Raw genomic sequence first — 22531 nt, 5'->3', positions numbered from 1 at the left:
TGTAGATAGCTTCTTTAATCTTTGTGTTTTATCTGTTTCCGGTAACAATCAGAATGTCTTTGCTATTGACCAAAACTTGATGGCTTATCTTAAAACCTCCTAGTGGCTTTCCATCGACGATAATTTTTTTGATGTATTCTCCATCCCCTTGTTTTTCGCGTCTGATGGTTACCTTATCAGACTTAGGATAATATTTTTTATCAAGTTGAATAGTTACTTTATCAAATACTGGAGTCACAATCGTATAATCTGGTCTACCGGGACAAAAAGGATAAATCCCCATCATGTTCATTAATGCCCAAGTGGACATTGTGCCTGTGTCATCATTACCGGGAATCCCACCTGGACTATTCGTAAAATGTTTGTCCAGAATTTGCTTCACCAGCTTTTGCGTACGCCATTCTTCACCTTTTATTTCCGAAAAAACATGTGGATAGAGCATATCTGGTTCGTTGGTGACGTCGAAATACCCCTTGTCAAAGGTTGCTTGCAATCTGTCCACGAACTTTTTCTTACCCCCCATCAATTGAACTAAACCGGGAATATCAAATGGTATTGCAAAGCTATAATTCCAGGCATTCCCTTCATGGAATCCATGGTTAGGTTCAAAATTAGCACCCATCAATGGATTGAAAGGGGTCAAAAAAGATCCATTTGGAAGAATAGGGCGGAATGTACCATATTCCGGCGAATAGTAATGTTTGTATCCTTGTGCTCTCTTGCCAAAAGTTTGTGCATCTTTAGTTTTCCCCAATGAGTTTGCCAGCTGCGCCAAGTTCCAGTCAGCCATATAATACTCAATCGCGTGAGAAACTGAGTTATCGAAAGAATCGCGAAGAGGAACATAGCCATATTTTACATAATCGGCATTGTCCGGGCGAATTCGATTCGTCGAATCGATTGTCGTTGCTGACTTCAGAAATGCCTCATAAGCTGTATTGATATTATAATCCCGAATGCCTTTCATCCAGGCATCCACGATGACAGGCACCGCTGGGTCACCGTCCATCGTATAGCTTTCACGGCTATAAAGTTCCCATTTAGGCATCCATCCATTTTCTTTATAGATATCAATCATGGAACGAATCATGCCCACCTGTTTATCCGGATAGACCAGAGACATGAGAGGCTGTACATTTCTATAAGTATCCCATAGGGAGAATACGGTATAACGATTGTGATCCGCAACGAGGGTCTTCCTGTTTTCCATAGCAGGATATTCACCATTGACGTCCTGTAGGATATTTGGATGGATCATCGCGTGATACATAGCTGTATAAAATACCGTCTTTTGATCTCTAGTACCTCCTTCTACTTGAATTCTCGAAAGTTCGTCGTTCCACAGGGATGAAGCCCGTTCTCTGGTTTGTTCAAATCCGAAACGTGGCTGTTCGGCCTCCAGATTTTTTCGAGCATTCTCAACACTCACAAAGGATACAGCCAGTTGAACCTCCACGCTTTCATTTTCCTGAACATCAAAGCTCAGAAATGCCCCCAGATCATCTCCGGACAACTGATCCGAATAATCGGTAAAAATCTTATACTTGCCCGCATCTTTGTTCCAATCATTCTCCCATTTTTCACCGGCACGCTGAAATTTCCAGTAACCTTTCTTAGCGGGCTTTTTATTCACTCGCATCACAAAGAAAATCGGATATACGGCCTGATTGTTGGTATAACAGAATGAACCTAATAATTTCGAACCCTCAAGTTCCGTATCACTGACATAACGAACTGTGGCACCTGTTTCATTCGTCAGTCCTTCGCCTAAATTAAGCAGAATATTAGCCTGTCCTTTAGGGAAAGTAAATTTAGATACCCCCACACGGACAGTTGCGGACACCTCCGTTTTAATACCGTATTTTTTTAACACATTACTATAATAGCCCGGGTGAGCCTCTTCCTGCGTATAAGTACTTCCATAGTGATGGTAGTCAACTTCTAATTTTCCGGCTGTTGGCATCAATAACAAGCTTCCCATATCAGGACAACCTACGCCGCTCAGATTAACATGCGAAAAACCTGTAAAATAGCTATTGCTATGTTCGTAAGGCGTAGACCACCAGTGTGCATCTTTATCGAAGGCATTCAGTGATGATCCCATTACGTTGAAAGGGGATACATTCATTAAACCATGAGGTACTTGAGCCCCCGGATTGGTCGTACCATAATTACTGGTACCGATAAAAGGATTGACATAGTCTGTCGGTAGTTTTTGCGCAGACGCATGCTCCCAAACAAATAATCCCAAAAGGAAATAATGGATAAATTTGATCATATCTTGATAAAGGCAAACGACCTGTCCATAAATAGGGAACAGTAGTTGCTCATTTTTAAGTGTAGTCACAATACTACAGATAATACCAAAGATTTACAAATATCCACGGCACATATATCTATCATTTTACAATGTTAATAGGTTTTAGCAGAACTAAAAATAGCATCGAATTCGAGGAGTCGACCCTCATAAAGTAAAGTCAGCGTATTCCAATGGAATGGCCCGGGCAGCGTTAGCTCAACAGCGAAAAGCACCTCCAAAAAAAATCCTGAAGCTGGGAACTTCAGGATTTTTACTAACTAACCAATTATTAACCTAAATTATGAAAACTACCCTTATAACGCCACTCCTCAGGTATTGTTATCTTTCGCACCCCTGTTTAACCAAACTTTAACAAAAATTTCTGCTTTTTGAATAAGTAAACAATAAGGTTAGCATAGTCTTTCGACAAAAGACATAGTAGTATTAATGCGACAATCCCCATTGCATATTTGGTTTATCTCCCATTTCTAAAACTAATTCGCCGCCTTTCAACAGTTCCGCGGCGTCAAAATAGAATGTGTGCAGGGGCTTTCCGTTCAAAGTCGCTTGCTGGATATACATATTCTTTTTGCTTGCATTTTTAGCTTTAATGATGAATTGCTCCCCCCTACCAAATTGTCGTCCCAGCTTAATTTTAATTTCTTCAAAAGATGGGCTACCAATTTCGTAAATCGGTTTTGTTCGTGTCCCTCCGTCCAACTGAAATAGTCCTATGGCATTCATGATATACCAGGCACTCATCTGCCCTTGGTCCTCATCTCCTAAATAGGCATTAGAAATACCCTGTCCGTAATAGCGTTCGCCGATAGACCGGCTCCATTTTTGTGTAAGCCATGGCTTGTTCAACCAGTTAAAAATATAAGCAAAATGCATAGACTGCTGATTTCCCTGGACAACCGGATAATCCCAATACTGATCATTTGGTCCATTATAGCGCCATTTTTCGCTCTCTCCAAATCCCCATTCCAAACGTTTTAGAAAAACATCTTCTCCGATCATTTTTGCCAACGCGGAAATATCCTGAGGTACAAAGAATGTCAATTGCCAAGCATTGCCTTCAACATAATGATGATTGGCTCCGGATTTAAAGGGGTCAAAATCCTGATACCATTCTCCCTGAGCATCTTTCATCCTTGCGTAGCCGCTTTTAACGTCTATTGCATTCTTCCACCAGCTTCCCCGATCATTAAAATAGCTATACTCCTTTTCTTTTCCCAATGATTTCGCGAATTGGCCAACTGTCCAATCGTCAAAACTATATTCCATCGAATTTGAGAAACGTCCCAAATCATAAGGAACATACTTATACTTCAAATAGACATCTAAATCCCGATTACCAGCAAAACCTCCTTCAAATTTTAGCGGACTCGTTGTCTGCATTTTCTTAACCGCTTCAAATGCCTTTGTGACGTCATAATCCCGTATTCCCATCTGGTACGCCCCCACGATTAAAGGAATCTCATGTTCAGCAACCATCACTGGAATATATTCCATCCCAGCAGGTCCTTTTGCCAGCCAACCATTGGCATCATACATAGCCAACTGTGATCGCACCCATTTATTCGACCATTCTGGGGTAACCAGGTTCCAAAACTGATTTAAGTTCCAAAATGTATTCCAAAAAGCATCACATCCTAAGGCCAGATCTCCCGGATGTGTCATCGTTCTGATCGCCTCGTCAGAAGACCGCCATTGGCCATTGACGTCGCTAAATGTATTGCGACTAGCCAGGGTTCGATACATATTTGTGTAAAACTTCTCTTTTTCCAAATAGTCATTGCTCTTTATCTCCAGGCGCCCCAATAAATCATTCCACACCCGATGTTGATTGGCGACCACGCGTTCAAAAGACCAACCAAACGGATCTGAAAGTTCTGTTTTCAGATTTTCCGCAGCATTCGCTACACTGACATAGGAGATTCCGGTTCGCAATTGAACTTCGCTATCTTTGCGGACATCAAATTCAACATACATACCAGCAAATTGAGCACTGTCAGCAACCAGATCAGACTTAGCTGTTATTTTACCGTCATGCCAAGTTCCAAAGTTGATAATTGGTTTATCAAACTCCATCACGAAATAGACAACATAATCTTGCTTTGCATCCGTAGACCAGACATTTTCCGATAACTGGCTACTGTGCCCTATAACCTTATAATCAGAAACTTTTTTAAGGGAAAGATCTTTGATGTTATAATCATATTCGCCGTTCACTTTAAGATCAATCATTACACGTCCGGTATCCGACTTATGATAAGTATATTTTTGAAAACTGGATCGTGTGCCCGCGGTTAGTTTTGCATCAATATCCTGATCGAGAAGATGGACAGAATAAAAGCCTAATGGCGCCTGCTCACTTGTTTTATCTATTGCAGAACGATAGCCAGAATTCACAGAATATTGATCCCCTACATCCGTTCTCAATTGGCCTGCTGTCGGAAATGTCCCCAGTCCAGCCATTGTCCATTCGTGTATATGACTAAATGTACCAATGGATTCTATTGAAGGTTCATACCCCGCTTGCCAACCAATATTCTGATTATCCGGACTGATCTTCACCATTCCGAATGGCATCCATGGCCCCGGTGCCAGCATCCATCTCGAATGTGCCGCCCCTATCATGGTATTGACGTAATCCGAAACTCCTCCCAATCTTTTGGGTGAGCGTTTTATGAAAGATGAGCTGATCAGTTTATCGTTGACATATATCGCATATTTGCTTCGGATCTCTTTCGATGTATAAGGCATTGGGATTTCAAGTCTTGACAATCCCTTCTCATGAGTTCTATCATGAATTTTCTTTCCATCCAACAATACTTTTATGCGCTCCTGATCTTTCAATTTCAATAGATCAACGAGCATATACTGGATGCGTTCGTTCCCATTTTTTAGCTCAAAATCCGACTGACGTACTCCTTTGACTATTGAAGTGTAATCTGTCAACAATTTCGCTTGATCAGGCCCCAATAATTTAAAGGAATCAAACTCAACCCATCCCCCCTTGATTACGGTCAGTGTAACCTGGTTAAATCCGTCGGAAATAAGGCGTTCAGGTAACGCAATCCGTATCGTGGAAGGTTCGGGCTTTGAACCTGCACCTACCGGATCAGCAGGGCCGTTCTCATTCTTCAGTTCGTAATTATAAGATTTACCATTGATCGCGATTTGTAAGGTCGGTTTATTTTTGGGATCGTTATTTGCTAATTTTACTTCCAGGACCCATTTCCCATTTTCGACATGGCCACCTAAGACACTGTATAAATTCAAAAAGTGGGTTCTTAGACCGGAAGTTCCACCTGTCCCTCCCCATTCATTGGCAGGTCCGGGCAACACATAGGGAAAATCCTGAGATAACGAAGACTGCCCAACAATAAAGTATTTGTCCTCATAACCAAAATCATGTTCAAGAAATCCCTTGTAATCGTGCGGAGCCAAGGCGAATTCCTTACTGGAACCATCTGGATTGCCCAGTTGCCAAACAATATTCTCCTGCCCCGAAACAAATCGCCCTGACATCAACAACAAGCCTGTAAGAATGGTAGTGGGAAAATGCATTTTCATAATTGATGGATTTTAGAATAAAAAATATACTAATCCTTTTGTTCAGCCAGTTACTTGTTTTCACTTATTGTATATATCAGAATGAAGATGAGAAACAAAAAAACTCTATCAATACATCAAACTATCCAAAAAAAAACAATATTGTATATACATAACAATAAAGTTGTTCAAAAACAAAATAAAATGTCAAAATATTAGATATAGCATACAATATTACTATAAAAAATAACAAATATCAAACAAAAAAAATTAAATGTATATACATATAAAGAACATTTTATAAGAGGTCAATCAAGCAGTTATTATACGTAATTAAAGCCCACGACATAAAATGTATAACGATGGATTAGTATTGTAAGAAGGAGAAGAGAATGGAAACAATTAGCGTTAATATTTGCTACGATTTGGTATCGCATTAAAAATCTCAATTAAAAGCAAAGTCAACCATTGGGTATTTTGAATCCAATAGAGTATATTTATATCATATTATTGCTTTGACAATATTAAAGATACAAAGTAAAATATAACATTTTATCATGGTGAGTAATATTCTACCCATTTGTGTAGAATATTACTCCTCTATGTTAGAAGGGTTTAATAAGAAAAATTAGATACTCTTTTGGCCAAAGCCCTAATTAGACTAAGGTCGGAAAAGCTTATTTTTTGTTAATTACTTTAGGCTGAAAGCTTATACTTGCAATTTGCGAGAAAAAATAACATTAGTCTAATCTGAAATTTCGAAACGACAATAGATCATCTTTGTGATTTACACTATGAAAATAAAAATTGAAGATTTTTTTAAGCCGATACATGTTAAAGACAACTTTAGCAAAGATGATTATGAGATCGTAAACGCATTTATTAATTTCGCAAGATCACTAAGCCGACTAACCTATCAAAGTATCTATCTTATAGATTATTCAAAGAAAAGTTTCTTATTTGTTTCCGACAATCCCATTTTTTTATGCGGAAGTTCCCCTGCAGAAGTAATGAAAGAAGGATATAATCACTATGTAACTAATGTTCCAGAAGACGATCTTCATTTATTAAAGAAAATAAACGATGTTGGTTTTGATTTCTATGGTAAATTAGGTGCCGATGATCGTTTAAAGTATTCTATCTCATACGACTTTCATCTGAAGCAGCCCGGCAGCAAACCTTTACTTGTTAACCATAAATTGAAACCACTATTGCTGGACAACCATTCAAATCCCTGGATTGCACTTTGTTTAGTTTCTATGTCTTCGCACGCAAATGCGGGTAACATCAGATTTAAATCAGATGAAGATGGAAGACAATTTGAATACGACGTGGTCAAGGATATTTGGGTGGAAACGCCGCGTGTAAAATTAAAACCGCGAGAAAAGGACATACTGCTTTTTTCAGCGCAGGGACTTACAATGGATCAGATTGCAGACAGGCTCTATGTATCTATTGATACCGTTAAATTTCATAAAAAACAGATATTTTCGAAACTAAAAGTAAAGAGTATAACAGAAGCTACCGCATTAGCTATCGAGTTGTCTCTCTTTTAATAGTTCTTTCAGTACTAATTGTTTTTGGAACCGAACAACATCTCCTTTGACATCGCTATAAATTTTTGAATGTCCTTATCATTTTCGGTACTGCAATGTGAAAGTTTATTTTTTTGGATAAAGGTTTCCAGCCATTGCGATTTAATATAGATGGGCAATGTTTCGGAATAAAAGTAAATAATAGCATCTCCCAATTGATAAGATTCAATTTCCAGCTTACGCAGCGTGTTCACCACCTTCCTGTCACATTCCGCAATTATTAAACCGCTACCTAAACTATAAGGACCATAAAAAGCATCGAAAAGCATTTTTTTGAGAATATTAATCCGATTTCCAATAATTTTCCCAGAAATTACAAAACGCCCAATGTGCCAAAAATTGTCCACTTTGGGTATCAACAGATCTTCGGTCTTAATATCGAATAACTTCTGAATAGGCAAGGAAGTTTCCTTATCCCAGTAGGTAATCCGAATTGAAGCATGGATCGCATTATTTATCTTATTCCGCAGAACATAATAAATGGACCGATCAAAAAAGATTGAATCCTCTCCTATCAATGAATTGTAATCGTTATCATAATCCTCTTCGGAATACTCATCGAGTTTATAGTGTTCTTGGACTGTAACCAAATAAAAATGAATAAGTTCAGGAAGTTCTGCGCTATTAAGTTTGGTAAAATAATAATTTTCGGGCGTCCAGTTCATGCAGTTGAAATTCAAAAATGCTTTATTAAAATAGATTTGTTGATTAGATCTTCACAGAGAAGTAGATACAATACTAAAGATAATACTTATTAGAGCTTATTTTACTCACGCATAGATAAATAGTACGATTCAGGAAAGACCTTAATCTTCTTATCCGTAGCAATATTGAACACAACCTGGCAGACCATTCCCGATAATAGAGATAACCCCAATGATAATTGTGGCGGTGGAGAATCCGTTGCGATTCTACCATATTCCGAAAGGAAATCTTCCAGCCATTTTGTATCAATGTTTTTTTCCCGCAGTCTATCAACAATAAATTTCCCCACGTTTATTTCAAATGCTTGATGTTCTCTATCCAAAGACCGTAAATTATGGCTCTCCGGTGTAATGACAGTTAAAAATCCGGCCCAGCCCAAATTATAGGGATGAACAACGGGGATATTTTTCTGTGCCATGTATTCATCAAATAAAAAAGGAATATCTGAAGAAAAATCCAAGGCGTTAATAGCGACGTCACAATCCAACTCAAGACTATACAAATTGTTCCGGTCAAGAAATTCAGGATAAGCCCTGATCTTTGCATCGGGATTAATGGCCATCAGTCGGTCCTTTAAAGCAATAGCCTTATTTATTCCAATGTCACCCTCCACATAATTCTGCCGATTGAGATTTGTCAGTTCCACAATATCGCCATCAATGATGATCAAATTTTCAAATCCCATACGCAACAAACACTCAGCGATATAACTACCGATACCGCAGCCCCCAATAAGTACCCGAAAACCCTGAATACTTCGCTGTTCCCCTTCTTTTATATGAATGATATTACGTTTGTACCTCAAACTCATTTTTCGCGACAATTTTGTATCCTATAAAGATAGGACTATAATTTAAAAATTATTACATCATCTTTATCAATTAACCTTAAAGATTCTTTCTGAAAGACATCTAACGGCAAATAACTATATTTACTGTTACAATAAATTCAATCATAGGAGCGGTCTGAATAAAATCTACGTCAAAAAACCCTATTTTAAAGGACAAATTACTATAATGAAAAGGAACATACAACTACTTTATATTGCCATCACAGTACTGTTAGGTGTGGATATGCTCGCTTACTACCTGGAAAAGATAAGTTTAATCGGTTATTATAGTGACGTTCTACTTTTCTGGACATGGCTAGGGCTAAGTGTAATCGTCATCGTCATCTTCTGGAAAAAGATACTGGCAAAGATTATGTTGTTTGGATTAATATTGGGATTAATTTGTAGCATCCTGCCAATGATGCTACCCTTTTATACTTTGGTATTGTCCATGTCTTCTTTCGGTCTGCGGATGACGAAAGATTTAAATGAAAATTATCGTGCCCAAATCGTTGGTTATAGTGTTTTATCAGCCCCTTGGTTAGAAGTAATTGAAAAAAAGGGAATGATTGAGAAAAGAGTTTTTAGCTGTACCGAAAATGCATTAAATCATGAGGGGACAGCGATAAGAATAGGAAACACAAAAGACATCATTTTCAATTTAGAAACGGATACAACACTTCGCATTACACTTTTTTATGGAGGACCGAACAAAACTATTACTTTTGATAAAAGAACAGGGAAAATCATACTTTAAAGAAATTTTATACTCAAAAAAACGGTAAATTAGCAATAATCATCAGAAGAAAAATGGACAATACTAGAATATATCGCATGTCATTTGCTGGTGTGTACCCACATTATATACAAAAAGCAGAGAAAAAAGGCCGTACAAAGGAAGAAGTCGATGAAATTATATTTTGGTTAACAGGTTACGATATACCAGCGTTGCAACAGCTCATAGCTGACAAAACCGACTTTGAACATTTTTTCAGCCGCGCACCCCATTTCAACATCAATGCTAAAAAGATTACGGGCGTCATTTGTGGCTATCGTATCGAAGATATTGAAGATCCTCTTGTTCAGAAAGTTCGTTATTTAGATAAACTGATTGATGAACTGGCGAAAGGTAAATCAATGGAAAAAATTCTAAGAAAATAAATCAACTCCAAAATACGGTCATGCAAAGATTATTCAATGGCATAAATAGCACCGTCTGCAGCCCCAAAATAAAGTGTACCCTGCTCTATCCAGATCGTGGAAAAGATGCTGCCCATTTGTAAATAATCGGCAAATAACCTATTAATATCATCTGCATATTTCTGCTGCAAATCCACCCTTAATTTTCCTTTTTCGTCCACAAATAGATGGCGATTTCTTTTACTGGATTCTGTCTGAAAAACAGGTATAGTACTGCCTTTCACGATATCAAATTTATAAACGATTCCATCCAATGTACCAAAAAAAGCATTCGAACCGGCAACTGTAGCGCTGCTAAAAGTATTTAGGGGAACTGCTGGTTCAGCTAGTTTCGTACCCTGTATCTTATCCAAAGCCAATATACTGTAGGAGTCCGACATTGTTACGATCAACTTCTCTCCTGATAAGCTGGGCACACTTGTCCAGCTCCCCGGTTGGTGATATATCCAATATCCCGTTCCATCTTTGATATTCAATGCATATAGATTAAAATCCCTTGCACCAAAATAGACCGAACTATCAGCGGTAACAGCATGAAATTGAATTTCTCCTTTTGGAAAATAGCGTTCACCAACTGTTTTAAACTTCCAACGCAGCGTCCCGCTTTTCTCCAAACAATAAAAATAACCATCAAAACTCCCGATCATTACCCCATCTTTAGCTAATGTTGGTGAAGCATGGACAACGCCACCAGTAGGAAACTTCCAACTAAGCTCCCCCGTCCTGCCGTTAACAGCATAAATATGACCGTCTCCAGAGCCAAAATATACGATCCCGTCACCAACTGTCGGAGAGGAATGAAAATAATCCCAAGTATCTTTTTTTCTTTCGCCATTGGTGGCAAAAGTCCAGCGTTTTTGTCCCGTCTCCGTGCTTAAAGCATATAACAAACCATCTGCGCATACAAAATACAATAGGCCTGAATCAATGGCTACACTCGAACGGATTTCTCCACCTGTTTTATACTTCCATATTATTTTACCACTTATTTTATCCAGCGCATAGAGGTTGCTATCACAGGAACCCACAATCACCTTATCTTTAAAAACTACAGGAGAAGCATATACTTGACCTTGGGTCTGAAACTTCCATTTTTCCGTTGGCTGTGAACGAATTTTAGCGGCAGCGATACAGTTAAGCCGGTCCGCGCTCCGCGCTAGCTGTTGCCCGGAGACCCCACTTAGACTTGCGATAAGACCACATAAGAACGCAACATAACAACGGTAATATCTTCGATCCAACATCATTTATTTTTCAAGATTAACCAGTAATTTCCAATAAGCGTGGCATAGGCACTTATCACTTTTACAAGGATATTTACAACTCCACGCAAAAGCTTCCGATACCGATAAATTAGGTTAGGGATAAATAAGATAGTTTTTTCGCATTTCTTTGTAACGTGCTAATCCCGGTTCCCAGCTTTTTCGAATTTCCTCTTCCGAAACACCATCTGCGATCTGTCGCCGAAAGGCATCAACACCGACCAATTTTTCTATGCTGTTAATCTGTTTGGAAAATGACTGATCAAAGAATTTATCTTTTTCCGGAGAATTATCATAGAGCTCCCGCATCCAAGAAAGATTTATTTTCTTACTGTCCACGAGCTTTTGCAAGTCATACTCTCTTAGATCCAAACCATAACATTTCTCATTCATGAAAAGTGGCGTTTCACTCATTCCTTTTTTACTCACTGGGGTAAACGAAAAACTATACAATCCTTTATAAGCTGGACTTCCCAAAACCGTGAAGGGATAATCTGTTCCCCTTCCGTGATTTATCTTTACTCCTTCAAAAAGGCAGGTGCTCGGATAGAGGAGAATACTCTGTTCGGTGTTTAAATTTGGAGAAGGGTTAACCGGAAGTCGGTATAACATTTGATGATTATATCCCGCTACAGCTACGATCTTTAGTTTACATTTTTTGGCCGTCGCCATCCAGCCCTCGCCGTTAATCATCTGGGCAAACTCAGCATTTGTCATCCCATGGGCAATCGGAACCGGAAACTGACCTATGCCCGATTTATGTTTCATATCCAGTATAGGACCGTCAACCAGATAAGCATTTGGATTAGGGCGATCCAAAATCAAAAGTTCTTTTTCATTTTCGGCACAGGCCTCCATAATATCCCGGAGTGTGTTAATATTCGTATAAAATCTTACTCCCATATCTTGTACATCAAAGATGAACACATCAATATCTTTTAGATCTTTTGCCGACGGTTTCTTTTTATCGCCGTAGAGCGAAATCACCGGAATTTTGGTTGCTGGATCTACTTCATCCCCCACTTTCGTTCCATTGCTAGCATTCCCGCGAAACCCATGTTCAGGCCCAAATATTTTTACGATTTTAATCCCCCTATTGAGTAGACTGTCTACGAGGTGCCTATTTTTGATGACTGTCGATGGATTGCCTAAAATTGCAACCCGCTTATCTTTGAGGTAAGGTATATATTTCTCGGTTTGTTCTGCTCCGGTACGGATGCGATCATTACAATAATCCAGTTGGTTTTGTGCCCGGATTGCCATAAAAGAAAAAAAAACTAAAATAAAAACAAATACAATTTTCATAATTGTTCGGTTTATAATAAAAATAGTCATAGAGCAACAGACTCTTTTAGCTTTCACTAAAGCTTAAAGCTAATGATAAACCTCCATGTTTTCAAATCCTATTTCAAATCACAAGTTTTGCACTCACAAAAGACGCATTGCGTATTTCATTTTTCTCAAGTAAGTAATGAAATAATTCCATTGGCGGCTTTTAGAGCGATACCCAGCCTATTTCGAAGATAGTCAACCATTTTATATTGACATTTCTATTTTATCCCGTTAACTTTGGGATATTCTTCTGATATTAGTCAATATCCGTTCGTAGCAACAGAAGAAAATGAAAAGCTTATTGATTTTGGCAGCATACATAATACACAATGGAAAAGCAGGTAAACGCAGGTGAGTTTGTAGATAGATTTATGACAGGTAGTCTGGAACACCTGAGGTACCAGCAGTCTCCAGTTAAAATATTCCAGCTCAGTGAAATTGCACCTTATATCAAATTTCCTACTCCCCCTATTTTCCTGGGATACAACCTATTAGTCCATATAACAGAAGGTTATTTTAAACACAAGATCGGAGCAAAAGAATATGTCGTAAAAGCACCGGCGATTCTTATAAGCAATTATGGCAATATTTCCACGATCAAATCTGTTGACAAATCCGCAAAAGGACATTGCGTGTTGATCAATGACAACGCCATGACTTCCATATTTAGGGAGCAGGAGATCCTGAATATTTTTAATATTTCACCACTACTCAACCTATCCCCACAGGAGAGCACAGATCTCAACGAACTCTTCAAATTACTTTACAACGAATTACTTTCTGAATCGCCCTATAAAGAATTGTTTGAAAGTTTACTAAAATCCCTTTTATTAAAGATTATTAAGCTATCTTCTTCCAACCAGGCGCTCAACCGAAGACAAGAAATAGCAATGATGTTTAAACAGCTTGTGCACAAAAACTTCAAAAAACAAAAGCATATCGGTTTTTATGCGGATAAGCTCGCGGTTTCGACCAATTACCTGAATCGCTGTGTATTTTCGGTGTTTAAAAAGTCCTCCAAAGAACTCATCTTAGAAGTACTTATCATGCATAGTCAATTTCTTCTGTTTGAATCAAATAAAAGCATTGCCGATATCTGTTATGAGCTGGATTTTTCCGATCCCTCTTATTTCTCTCGTTTATTCAAAAAAATCGTAGGAATCTCCCCTACTTCCTATCGAAACAAGGCGACTTAATATTTTTTGGATATGCACGATTTGTCCTATCTTTTATACGGAAGTGGACAGACCAATCACAACGATATGGTTTATTTTTGTGTAGCGATTTGGATGTAGGAGAAATTCACAGCTATCTTTTGAGGCTATATCGTATACATCTACTATTGCAAATGTTTCATCATTTAATTAATATAGCGATGTCTAACGTTTTAGAACACACGAACAAGGCCCAAGATTTCGATTTATTTATCGGAAACTTCAGAGAGAGATTATCAAGCTTATTCCATACAGAATACGACTACAACAACCTGAGCTTAACCCGTGGCTTACCGCCGCAGTTCTTAAGTGAAATTATGGCCATGAAACCACTTTCGGTTGCCATTCCAGAACACCATGGTGGCCGCGGAGTACATGTAAAAGAATGTCTAGGGGTGCTTGCCGCTGCTTCCTATGAGTCACTGTCACTTTCTTTGATCTTCGGTATCAATATCGCTTTATTTTTGGAACCTTTTGCTAAATACGGCAATCCTTTACTTCAGGAAAAAGTATTCCACCAATTTTTAGAAAATAAAGCCATGGGCGGGCTGATGATTACAGAGCAAGCTTACGGAAGTGATGCCCTCAATATGCGTACCTCCTACCAACAAGATGGAGATAAATATCATATTACGGGAGAAAAACATTGGCAAGGTTTGACAGGTGCTGCGGACTTTTGGTTGGTTACTGCCCGAAAGAAAAATGAGAATGGTGAACTTGTACGGGATATTGATTTCTTTGTGACCGACAATTCCATCGAAGAGCAGAAAATTGAAGTACTCAAAAAGTATAATAGCCTTGGTCTATACGCTATTCCCTACGGCATCAATAAGTTAGACATCAAAGTACCGGTAGATTACCGTTTAACACCGGAGAGCACTGGTATAAAACTCATGTTGGACACCTTGCATCGAAGCAGGCTTCAATTTCCGGGCATGGGTATGGGTTTCATAAAACGGATGTTGGATGAGGCCATGAAACATTGTACCGAAAGACGTGTCAGTGGAATTCCTTTAAATGAATTGGATGCTGTGAAGTTTCAATTGTCCCGTTTGCAAGCTGCTTTTACGATATGTTCGGCGATGTGTGCATATAGTAGTTCGATCAGTTCAATTCAGAATGATCTTTCTGGCCACAGTGTAGACGCCAACAGTGTCAAAGCACTGGTAACAGATCTTATGCACGAATCTGCACAGATCTGCGTACAGTTGTCTGGAGCTAATGGCTATAGACTGGATCATGTTGCCGGACGCGGTTTAGTCGATAGCAGACCTTTCCAAATTTTTGAAGGTTCAAACGAGATGCTCTATTCGCAAGTTGCGGAAGCTATTGCTAAACTGATGCGCAAAAGCAAGGAGAGCAATCTACTTTCATTCCTGAAAATAAATCCTGCAACCGAACTTGCGGCTCCATTTTTCTCCTCTATTTTAAATTTCGATTTCCCGCTTCAACCTAAACAACGCGAGATGGTCACCTTAGGAAAAATAATTGCCCGTGTTGTTTGCTTTCAATATGTCTTGCAAATCAATAACGCTGGTTTTAATGATAAAATGACTGAAATCACACGTCAACACGTCAGTATGGACCTTTATATGTTGGTAGGTCAACTGTCCAATAACAATAATGCCGAGCCGCTCATGAACTATGACGAAAAGGCTGACTGGATGAATTTCACCTCTTTATAAAAATAGAAAGGGACTGCGAAAAAGGATTTTTCCGCAGTCCCTCTTTTCTATTACATCTCCGCAATATCCCATTCCCAAACACTGTGGTAGTGCCCGAGACTTTCTGCATAAGCAATAAAGTGCTGGTAAAAAGGGTGAATCCCTATCGTTGCGCTATCGCCAAGGACAACCAACTTTTTCTTAGCCCTTGTCATGGCGACATTCATCCGGCGCACATCGGATAAAAATCCAATCTGTTGTTCGATATTGCTTCGCGTCAAACTGATATAAATAATATCTTTCTCTTGTCCTTGAAAACTATCGATGGTTTGCACTTTAATAAGAGCAGCGTACCGCTGTAATTCTTCATCTTGCTCCAACATTTCCCTTAATATGGACACTTGCTTTCGGTAAGGTGCTATAATCCCGATACTTGGCCATTGTTTGATCGGAGAAGACTGCACCCAACTTGCGATAGCTGTCTTTAAATGAGATTTCAGAAAACGGGCCTCCCCGAGATTACAGATCGCCCCATCACTTTCCGTTTCTTCAAATCCTGCCCCAGCAGTATCAATATATACGATCGGTTCCGAATCGTTTGCGATTGTCCAATGCGCCACTGAACGATCAGCCTTCAACAGACCTCCATATAGAGCTGAGGAAGGATAATTCATGATCTGTTCATTCATCCGATATTGGGTATCGAGCAACGAAACTGCTTGGGGATAAAGATTGACAAGTTTCTCAAAAAGCGTATTGCTAAGCTTATTGTTCATTCCATTATTTGATTTCACTGTTGGCGAAAGCTGGCAATGATCCCCAGCCAACACCAATTTATCGGCCTTTAATATCGGAATCCAACAGGCAGGCTCCAGCGCCTGTCCTGCCTCATCAATAACAACCGTCTCATATGACCGACTTCGGATGATATCTTGATTTGCCCCTACAAGCGTCGCCGTTATTACCTGAGAGCGATCGAGGATATCAGCCACGATAAAATCCTGAATCTTATCCACATCTTTTCGAATTCTGTAAGCCTCATCAAACAATGCTTTCCTTTGCTCCCGTTCGGCCTTACCAAAATTACGTTTATATTTCTGGGCCATATCGGTATAGGTTCTAACTTGCTTTTGCAACGACTTTATATCCTTATTTGCCTTGTGGCACTCTATTTTGTTATCAAGGGTCAACTCCTGTAGGTGTTCAGATACTTTAACGGGATTACCGATTCGTGTAACGGATATCCCCGCAGCATCCAAACGCTCAGTCAATAGATCAACCGCAGTATTGCTCGGTGCTACAACCAGTATCTGCTTGTTATTACTCTTTAGCAACGTCGCTATTGCCTTTATCAATGTGGTCGTTTTCCCCGTCCCGGGAGGGCCATGTAAAAGCGCTATGTCTGTTGTGTCTAAGACCCGCTGAACCGCCTTATTCTGGCCGTCATTGAGGTCTGGATGCTCAAAAAATAATTCTTTTTCTTCTGTATATAATTGTTCCGCGCCAATAAGCTTTCTAATCAATTTACCACGTCGTGGGTCAGCTGCGAGTTCCTTTGCCTGTCGCAACGCATTGGCCATCTCGCGGTATGAATGCTCGTCAAATAATAAGTCCACACCGAGTTTCCCCCTTCTGCTCCAATCCGGCAGTTCATCTACACGAAAGGAAATGCGCATAATTTCCTTATTGACCGAAGATATAATACCATTTATCCTGTCCGCCTTTGGGTCATGGTTTGAAAATAGAGAAACAGGCATACCAAAACGGAATCGATGATCTACATCGAGCTGATTTGTTTTTTTCAAATTAACTGACAAATAATCTCCCCGCCCCAGTTCACTATCTATGATCTGAATAGGAAACCAGGTCACCCCCTGCATTCTTCTTTCATTTAAACTGCTTTGCAATAATATTGCCTCATGCTGCACCTTATCATATTGCTGTTCTTCATTTAGTAGGGAAGTAAGTTCATCGAAATAATTCATACCTGTGCATTCGCTTTGATCAGATACAAAGTAACAGTTTTTTCAAACATTTTGCCGATCAGTTGTTAGATGTTATCCAATTTTTCTCGGACAAATGAGGTTATTTTCTCTCTAACGATAGATGTTGTTCAACAACTTTTTCAAGTTGAGCCATAAAAGTCATATTTATTTGCTATCATTGGCAATAGCGATTAGTTGATTAATTTTTCAAATATAAACGATTAAAATGAGTGAGATATTCCTACATGATAATGCGCAGGGTTGGACGGATCTAGGCGATGGTGTACAACGTAAGATATTGGTCTATAACAAGGAATTGATGTTAATGAAAGTACATTTTAAAAAAGGCGCGGTCGGTGCCTTACACCAACACCCACATACACAAATATCTTATGTAAACGCCGGAAAGTTCAGGTACCACATTGATGGCACAGATGAGATCTTAAGCGAAGGTGACTCCTGTATTATCTATCCTGATTTAATCCACGGCTGCGAATGCCTTGAAGAAGGCGAATTGATAGATTCTTTCACGCCACATCGAGAAGATTTCATTAGGTCGTTGTAGCCAATAAAAAAGATTTAATCAGGAAAAACAATACAATATTAATCCTCTACAATCGTTTATTTACTTATGTTTAAAAATACATTCCCTTTCTTCTCCGCAAAAGTAGTTACACTACTTTTTGGTCTTTCTTTCTGTGTATTCTCATCTTTACGGGCGCAGGAAAGGCCTTTATCCATTGAGAAGATCAACTCACACCTTTATCTTTATACGACTTACAATACTTTTGAAGGTACCAAATATGCTGCAAATGCGGTCTACTTAATCACCAAGAAAGGTGTTATTCTATTTGATACGCCTTGGGATTCCACGCAATATCAGCCGCTTTTGGACAGTATTAAACAAAAGCATCAGCTTCCTGTCATTGCGGTATATGCAACACATTGGCACGAGGACCGTGCGGGAGGATTTGCATATTATAATCGGATCGGAATTCCAACTTATGCAACAAAAATGACCAACGACCTGCTAAAGGAAAATAATAAAGCCCAGGCTACACATCTCGTTAAGATCAATAATACCTATAAGATCGGTGGTCAGTCCTTCGTTTTGAACTTTTTTGGAGCGGGACATTCACTGGACAATGTCGTTGTCTGGTTTCCTGACTATCAGATTCTGGATGGGGGTTGCTTCATTAAAAGTTCAGAAGCCAAAAACTTAGGATTTATCGGTGATGGTGATGTTAAAGCCTGGAAGCCGGCATTGGCAAGATTGTCGGCGAAGTATCCGCAGATAAAAATGGTTATTCCCGGACATGATGAATGGAGGGATAATCAACAGATAAAACGTACCGAAGAATTGCTTACCGATAAGCAATAAATAATAATGCTTAAAAAAATAAAAAAGCAATTTTGTTTTTACAAAAAAGGTATTATCTTAGCGGCAGAAAAAAGCAGGGGCATTAGCTCATTTGGCTAGAGCGCTTCGCTGGCAGCGAAGAGGTGATCAGTTCGAATCTGATATGCTCCACAAGAAAGAGAGGCTACTTTAAAAGTAGCCTCTCTTGTTATTTTATAACTTCTTCATTCCTCCAGGAATCGTTTCAATTTTTGACAATGATTGCCTATTTGTAAGAATTGACCGATTTAGAAACTTTCCAAGCGCCATTTTCCTTCACAAGTGTAATTAAATCTGTCTTAGAGAAACCATCAAATTGCATAGTCACCTTCGCAATAGCATAATCTGGTAGTTCTTCAACGATCTGTGTTGTCGTTTTGCAATTCATTTTTATTCCTTTCTGTTTTTTCAAGAACTCAATCATCTCCGAACGGCCATGATTTAAATCTCGTTTACCACATATTTTTTGATTAAAATCAGCGGTAAATAATTTATCTAAGTTCGCGACTTGACCCTCTGTCATTGCACCCACGTATTCGTCAATAGCCAAATCAGCTGTGATTAAATTTCGTTCTTCCGGTTTAACCGAAGCCATTGAGCACGTGGAGATTGCTATCATTGCTGTTGCCACAAATGTTTTTACTAAAGTTTTCATATATTTTCTATTTATAATGTATTAGTATATTTTCTTATTCTCTAGTCGCACACAACCTAAATTTGTTGCGCTTTTTTTTCGTTTATTTTCTGATTCAAATTTAAGACAACTCATGTGTTGATTCCATTACATTTAGATTAACATTACATTAAAATCGGTAAATGCCGTTTTTTTATAGGTGAATAAAAATTCGGTTTTGCCGACATATCGGTAAAACTCTACAGAAAGAATAATTTATTGGACAGAATATTGCAATTCTGTCCAATTCCTCTTAGATTGCATGCTTTCATGGCACACTACGACAGACAATATACTTCCTATACTATTTTCACCCTTTTGATGGTTTCGTTGGTGATATACCAATCTAAATTATACGCACAGCGACCAGTCAATGAAATAGAAATTACAAAACATGTTGCAGATACAAGTAAACAGCGCGACCTGATCGATATTGGAAAAGCAATCCTTAAGATAAAACCACCGCAGTCGGTCGATAGCACAGGAAAAAAGTTTTACTTTTCTTTTTTGCCGTTTTCAACAAACGTTCCGGGAGGTGGACATGCGCTGATCACAAGTACCACAGCCGGATTCTACCTGGGTGAACGTAAGAGCACCTATATGTCGAAAGTCACTTTCACGCCCTACACGAATTTTGGAAAGCGATTTGGTCTCCCTATCCGTTCCTATGTCTGGCTAAAAGATAATACCTGGGTGATTGATGGTGATATCAGGCTATTAAAATACCCGCATGAAACCTGGGGAATCGGAAAAGAACATCATGGGGACCAGCAGATCAATTTGGACTATAGCTATTTTAGGTTATATCAACACGCCTTGAAAAGAATACATGGGGGACTGTTTATGGGGATTGGTTATGACCTGGATTATCGAATGAACATCAAATCCACCGGTGATATTCCGCTTGCAGAATACACCTCCTATCCCTATGGCACGGATTTAAAAGATCATACTGTTTCTTCAGGACTGAGTCTCAATCTCATTTATGATACGCGTGCGAATTCTATTAATACTTGGTCCGGCAATTATGCCAATTTACAATTTCGCGTAAATCCGGTTTTTATGGGGAGTGATCAGAATTGGGAATCCTTATTTCTCGAAATCAGAAGATATCACCGATTGACCCAGGATCCCAACAAGCAGAATATGATTGCTGTACGTAGTTTTTTCTGGACTGTTTTTAATAGTAAAGCGCCCTATCTTGATTTACCTAATTTGGGCTGGGATCCCTACAATAGTTCTGGAAGAGGTTTTCCAGTAAGTCGATTCCGAGGTAAATCATTGTATTATCTGGAAACAGAATACCGTCGTGACATCAGTAGAAATGGGTTGTTTGGTTTTGTTGCTTTTATGAATTTCACGACCGTGAACGGCCCAAAAAACAGTATGTTTGCAGACTGGAATATTGGTACAGGTGCAGGTGCCCGAATTAAATTTAATAAGAATTCAGGCACCAATATCGGCATTGACTACGGGATTAGTACGAATCACCGTGGTGTAAGACTGACTTTGGGCGAAGTATTTTAATACTTAGCTCAAGTGATAACTTTGGTTCTTAAACTCCATGGACGCGTAATATCTATACTTTTCATTGTTTAAGGGATAATCCCAACAGCCCATACGATGATAGATTTCACCTCCAAATCCGGTTTTAAATCTATAAAGGCCATATAAGGGATGTGATGGATCAGCCTGGGGAGATACACCAAAGAAATCATATTCGGAACACCCTTTTTCCTTTGCAAGCTGCATCGCACGCCATTGCAAAGCATAGGTGGCCATATAATTACGATTTTCGGAAGCCGATGCCCCATATAAATAGGTTCCCCGATTTGCCGCTATGACGAGAAACATTGCCGCTAAAGGTTGATTTTCTACCTCCGCAACCAACAGGTAAACGTCCGCTGGTGATAATGTATCGTTTGCTCTTGCTGAAAGCACAATCTTAAAATAGTTGATATCGTGTAAGAAAAAGTTATTTCGAGCAGCTGTTTGCCGATATAATTCATACCAGATCTGCAGACTTTCCAAGCCAAGGGAACGCACCTTTACACCTTTCCTTTGCGCCAAATTAATATTATATCGCGTTTTTGATTTCATATTGGCCAACAAATAATCCTCTTCGCCCCTAAGGTTCATAAAAATGGTATTAGAAGGGAGAATGTCCGTATTTGCCTTATGAAAATTCCAATGTTCCGTATTAAAATTAAAGCGCATTTCCTGAATCCGTTTTTCTGGAACACCCAACCAATTTCCATAAAGGTCATAACAATCGTCATCTTTCGCCCAATGTGATTCCCAGGATAAATCATAACGTATCATAATACAGTTTTGAGGTAGATAGCAGCGTAAGCTCTCGGAGAGTTGCTCTAAAAAATGGCCTTGGTTTTCTTCCGATGGTTCTATTTCAGGCCCATAGGGTACATAAGCTATGCTGTGTTCGTGATCGATCGTCTGGATTATGAGCAATAAATCTCCCACAAAGTAAGCATCGTCTTCGACTCCTATATAAAGATCCGAACGTTTAGATTTGAAATTAAACGCTTTCGAGGCTATCCCCTGCATCTTTTTCACGGCAGACCAATATGCAGTCTGTTGAATAATACCTGTCTTGTAAAGGTCACTGACCTCTTTGTCACTTATATCTGCTATCATAACACGCTAATTGTTATCGGATATTTCAAAAAACACAATATCTCTATCGATTTCAACACCCAAAAACGACAAACTTAGCCAAAATGCACGGTTATACAGATATTCATTTGTCACTTTGTTGTTAATTTAATAAAACAAGGTTTTATTCTAATCAGAAA

The 22531-nt window shown here is 39.0% G+C and carries 17 protein-coding genes and 1 tRNA gene; 9 read left to right on the top strand and 9 right to left on the bottom strand.

What is annotated here, in order from left to right; genetic code table 11:
• Nucleotides 1-28: 28 nt before the first annotated feature.
• Entirely contained in the window at nucleotides 29-2347 is a 2319-nt protein-coding gene (locus HMAT_RS00605; RefSeq protein WP_199768506.1) for a GH92 family glycosyl hydrolase, read from the bottom strand.
• 396 nt (nucleotides 2348-2743) lie between these two features.
• Complete coding sequence (locus HMAT_RS00600; protein ID WP_104380891.1) at nucleotides 2744-5881, bottom strand: GH92 family glycosyl hydrolase; 3138 nt, start codon at nucleotides 5879-5881, stop codon at nucleotides 2744-2746.
• 773 nt (nucleotides 5882-6654) lie between these two features.
• Here HMAT_RS00600 and HMAT_RS00595 point away from each other — a divergent pair.
• Nucleotides 6655-7416: a response regulator transcription factor gene (locus HMAT_RS00595; RefSeq protein ID WP_104380890.1), complete on the top strand. Its 762-nt coding sequence runs from the start codon at nucleotides 6655-6657 to the stop codon at nucleotides 7414-7416.
• A gap of 14 nt (nucleotides 7417-7430) precedes the next feature.
• Here HMAT_RS00595 and HMAT_RS00590 read toward each other — a convergent pair whose 3' ends face one another.
• Nucleotides 7431-8120: a hypothetical protein gene (locus HMAT_RS00590; RefSeq protein WP_104380889.1), complete on the bottom strand. Its 690-nt coding sequence runs from the start codon at nucleotides 8118-8120 to the stop codon at nucleotides 7431-7433.
• Between the two features lie 101 nt (nucleotides 8121-8221).
• A complete protein-coding gene (locus HMAT_RS00585) occupies nucleotides 8222-8971 on the bottom strand; it encodes a ThiF family adenylyltransferase (RefSeq protein ID WP_104380888.1) in 750 nt (249 codons plus the stop codon).
• 205 nt (nucleotides 8972-9176) lie between these two features.
• On the opposite strand from HMAT_RS00585, the gene HMAT_RS00580 reads away from it, so the two are divergent.
• Entirely contained in the window at nucleotides 9177-9746 is a 570-nt protein-coding gene (locus tag HMAT_RS00580) for a hypothetical protein (protein WP_104380887.1), read from the top strand.
• A gap of 53 nt (nucleotides 9747-9799) precedes the next feature.
• The gene (locus HMAT_RS00575; RefSeq protein WP_104380886.1) at nucleotides 9800-10150 is read left to right on the top strand and encodes a DUF2200 domain-containing protein; all 351 of its coding nucleotides are present in this window, start codon (nucleotides 9800-9802) and stop codon (nucleotides 10148-10150) included.
• Nucleotides 10151-10179: 29 nt separating this feature from the next.
• On the opposite strand, the gene HMAT_RS00570 is transcribed toward HMAT_RS00575, so the two are convergent.
• Together HMAT_RS00570 and HMAT_RS00565 are read right to left on the bottom strand one after the other, a co-directional pair.
• Complete coding sequence (locus HMAT_RS00570; RefSeq protein WP_104380885.1) at nucleotides 10180-11436, bottom strand: PQQ-binding-like beta-propeller repeat protein; 1257 nt, start codon at nucleotides 11434-11436, stop codon at nucleotides 10180-10182.
• 111 nt (nucleotides 11437-11547) lie between these two features.
• The gene (locus HMAT_RS00565; RefSeq protein ID WP_104380884.1) at nucleotides 11548-12756 is read right to left on the bottom strand and encodes an exo-beta-N-acetylmuramidase NamZ domain-containing protein; all 1209 of its coding nucleotides are present in this window, start codon (nucleotides 12754-12756) and stop codon (nucleotides 11548-11550) included.
• A 356-nt stretch (nucleotides 12757-13112) separates the two neighbouring features.
• Here HMAT_RS00565 and HMAT_RS00560 point away from each other — a divergent pair, with 356 nt between their 5' ends.
• Complete coding sequence (locus tag HMAT_RS00560; protein ID WP_104380883.1) at nucleotides 13113-13979, top strand: AraC family transcriptional regulator; 867 nt, start codon at nucleotides 13113-13115, stop codon at nucleotides 13977-13979.
• 179 nt (nucleotides 13980-14158) lie between these two features.
• Nucleotides 14159-15682, top strand: coding sequence for an acyl-CoA dehydrogenase family protein (locus HMAT_RS00555; RefSeq protein WP_104380882.1), 1524 nt, complete (start codon nucleotides 14159-14161; stop codon nucleotides 15680-15682).
• Nucleotides 15683-15732: 50 nt separating this feature from the next.
• Here the strand turns inward: HMAT_RS00555 and HMAT_RS00550 are convergent, their stop codons facing one another.
• Nucleotides 15733-17646, bottom strand: coding sequence for an AAA domain-containing protein (locus tag HMAT_RS00550; RefSeq protein ID WP_104380881.1), 1914 nt, complete (start codon nucleotides 17644-17646; stop codon nucleotides 15733-15735).
• 226 nt (nucleotides 17647-17872) lie between these two features.
• Between HMAT_RS00550 and HMAT_RS00545 the strand changes: the two genes are divergently transcribed.
• The 3 genes from HMAT_RS00545 (at nucleotide 17873) to HMAT_RS00535 (ending at nucleotide 19177) form a co-directional block, all read left to right on the top strand.
• Nucleotides 17873-18211, top strand: a complete 339-nt coding sequence (locus HMAT_RS00545; RefSeq protein ID WP_104380880.1) for a cupin domain-containing protein — start codon at nucleotides 17873-17875, stop codon at nucleotides 18209-18211.
• A gap of 66 nt (nucleotides 18212-18277) precedes the next feature.
• Nucleotides 18278-19027, top strand: coding sequence for a BlaB/IND/MUS family subclass B1 metallo-beta-lactamase (gene bla, locus HMAT_RS00540; RefSeq protein ID WP_104380879.1), 750 nt, complete (start codon nucleotides 18278-18280; stop codon nucleotides 19025-19027).
• A 76-nt stretch (nucleotides 19028-19103) separates the two neighbouring features.
• Nucleotides 19104-19177: transfer RNA gene (locus HMAT_RS00535), tRNA-Ala, on the top strand.
• A 94-nt stretch (nucleotides 19178-19271) separates the two neighbouring features.
• Here the strand turns inward: HMAT_RS00535 and HMAT_RS00530 are convergent.
• Nucleotides 19272-19700, bottom strand: coding sequence for a nuclear transport factor 2 family protein (locus HMAT_RS00530; protein ID WP_104380878.1), 429 nt, complete (start codon nucleotides 19698-19700; stop codon nucleotides 19272-19274).
• A gap of 288 nt (nucleotides 19701-19988) precedes the next feature.
• Here HMAT_RS00530 and HMAT_RS00525 point away from each other — a divergent pair, with 288 nt between their 5' ends.
• A complete protein-coding gene (locus HMAT_RS00525; protein WP_233789070.1) occupies nucleotides 19989-21245 on the top strand; it encodes a hypothetical protein in 1257 nt (418 codons plus the stop codon).
• 3 nt (nucleotides 21246-21248) lie between these two features.
• On the opposite strand, the gene HMAT_RS00520 is transcribed toward HMAT_RS00525, so the two are convergent.
• Nucleotides 21249-22373, bottom strand: a complete 1125-nt coding sequence (locus tag HMAT_RS00520; RefSeq protein ID WP_104380877.1) for a peptidoglycan bridge formation glycyltransferase FemA/FemB family protein — start codon at nucleotides 22371-22373, stop codon at nucleotides 21249-21251.
• Nucleotides 22374-22531: the final 158 nt, after the last annotated feature.

It is taken from the genome of Sphingobacterium sp. HMA12, from assembly GCF_002933815.1.
GTDB lineage: Bacteria > Bacteroidota > Bacteroidia > Sphingobacteriales > Sphingobacteriaceae > Sphingobacterium.
This window is presented reverse-complemented; position numbering and strand designations above follow the sequence as displayed.

What these genes read in the sequence shown, in the direction of transcription:
- HMAT_RS00600 (WP_104380891.1), bottom strand. Translation starts at nt 5,881, where the DNA reads ATGAAAATGCATTTTCCCACTACCATTCTTACAGGCTTGTTGTTGATG.
- HMAT_RS00595 (WP_104380890.1), top strand. Translation starts at nt 6,655, where the DNA reads ATGAAAATAAAAATTGAAGATTTTTTTAAGCCGATACATGTTAAAGAC.
- HMAT_RS00590 (WP_104380889.1), bottom strand. Translation starts at nt 8,120, where the DNA reads ATGAACTGGACGCCCGAAAATTATTATTTTACCAAACTTAATAGCGCA.
- HMAT_RS00585 (WP_104380888.1), bottom strand. Translation starts at nt 8,971, where the DNA reads ATGAGTTTGAGGTACAAACGTAATATCATTCATATAAAAGAAGGGGAA.
- HMAT_RS00580 (WP_104380887.1), top strand. Translation starts at nt 9,177, where the DNA reads ATGAAAAGGAACATACAACTACTTTATATTGCCATCACAGTACTGTTA.
- HMAT_RS00575 (WP_104380886.1), top strand. Translation starts at nt 9,800, where the DNA reads ATGGACAATACTAGAATATATCGCATGTCATTTGCTGGTGTGTACCCA.
- HMAT_RS00570 (WP_104380885.1), bottom strand. Translation starts at nt 11,436, where the DNA reads ATGATGTTGGATCGAAGATATTACCGTTGTTATGTTGCGTTCTTATGT.
- HMAT_RS00565 (WP_104380884.1), bottom strand. Translation starts at nt 12,756, where the DNA reads ATGAAAATTGTATTTGTTTTTATTTTAGTTTTTTTTTCTTTTATGGCA.
- HMAT_RS00560 (WP_104380883.1), top strand. Translation starts at nt 13,113, where the DNA reads ATGGAAAAGCAGGTAAACGCAGGTGAGTTTGTAGATAGATTTATGACA.
- HMAT_RS00555 (WP_104380882.1), top strand. Translation starts at nt 14,159, where the DNA reads ATGTCTAACGTTTTAGAACACACGAACAAGGCCCAAGATTTCGATTTA.
- HMAT_RS00550 (WP_104380881.1), bottom strand. Translation starts at nt 17,646, where the DNA reads ATGAATTATTTCGATGAACTTACTTCCCTACTAAATGAAGAACAGCAA.
- HMAT_RS00545 (WP_104380880.1), top strand. Translation starts at nt 17,873, where the DNA reads ATGAGTGAGATATTCCTACATGATAATGCGCAGGGTTGGACGGATCTA.
- bla (WP_104380879.1), top strand. Translation starts at nt 18,278, where the DNA reads ATGTTTAAAAATACATTCCCTTTCTTCTCCGCAAAAGTAGTTACACTA.
- HMAT_RS00530 (WP_104380878.1), bottom strand. Translation starts at nt 19,700, where the DNA reads ATGAAAACTTTAGTAAAAACATTTGTGGCAACAGCAATGATAGCAATC.
- HMAT_RS00525 (WP_233789070.1), top strand. Translation starts at nt 19,989, where the DNA reads ATGGCACACTACGACAGACAATATACTTCCTATACTATTTTCACCCTT.
- HMAT_RS00520 (WP_104380877.1), bottom strand. Translation starts at nt 22,373, where the DNA reads ATGATAGCAGATATAAGTGACAAAGAGGTCAGTGACCTTTACAAGACA.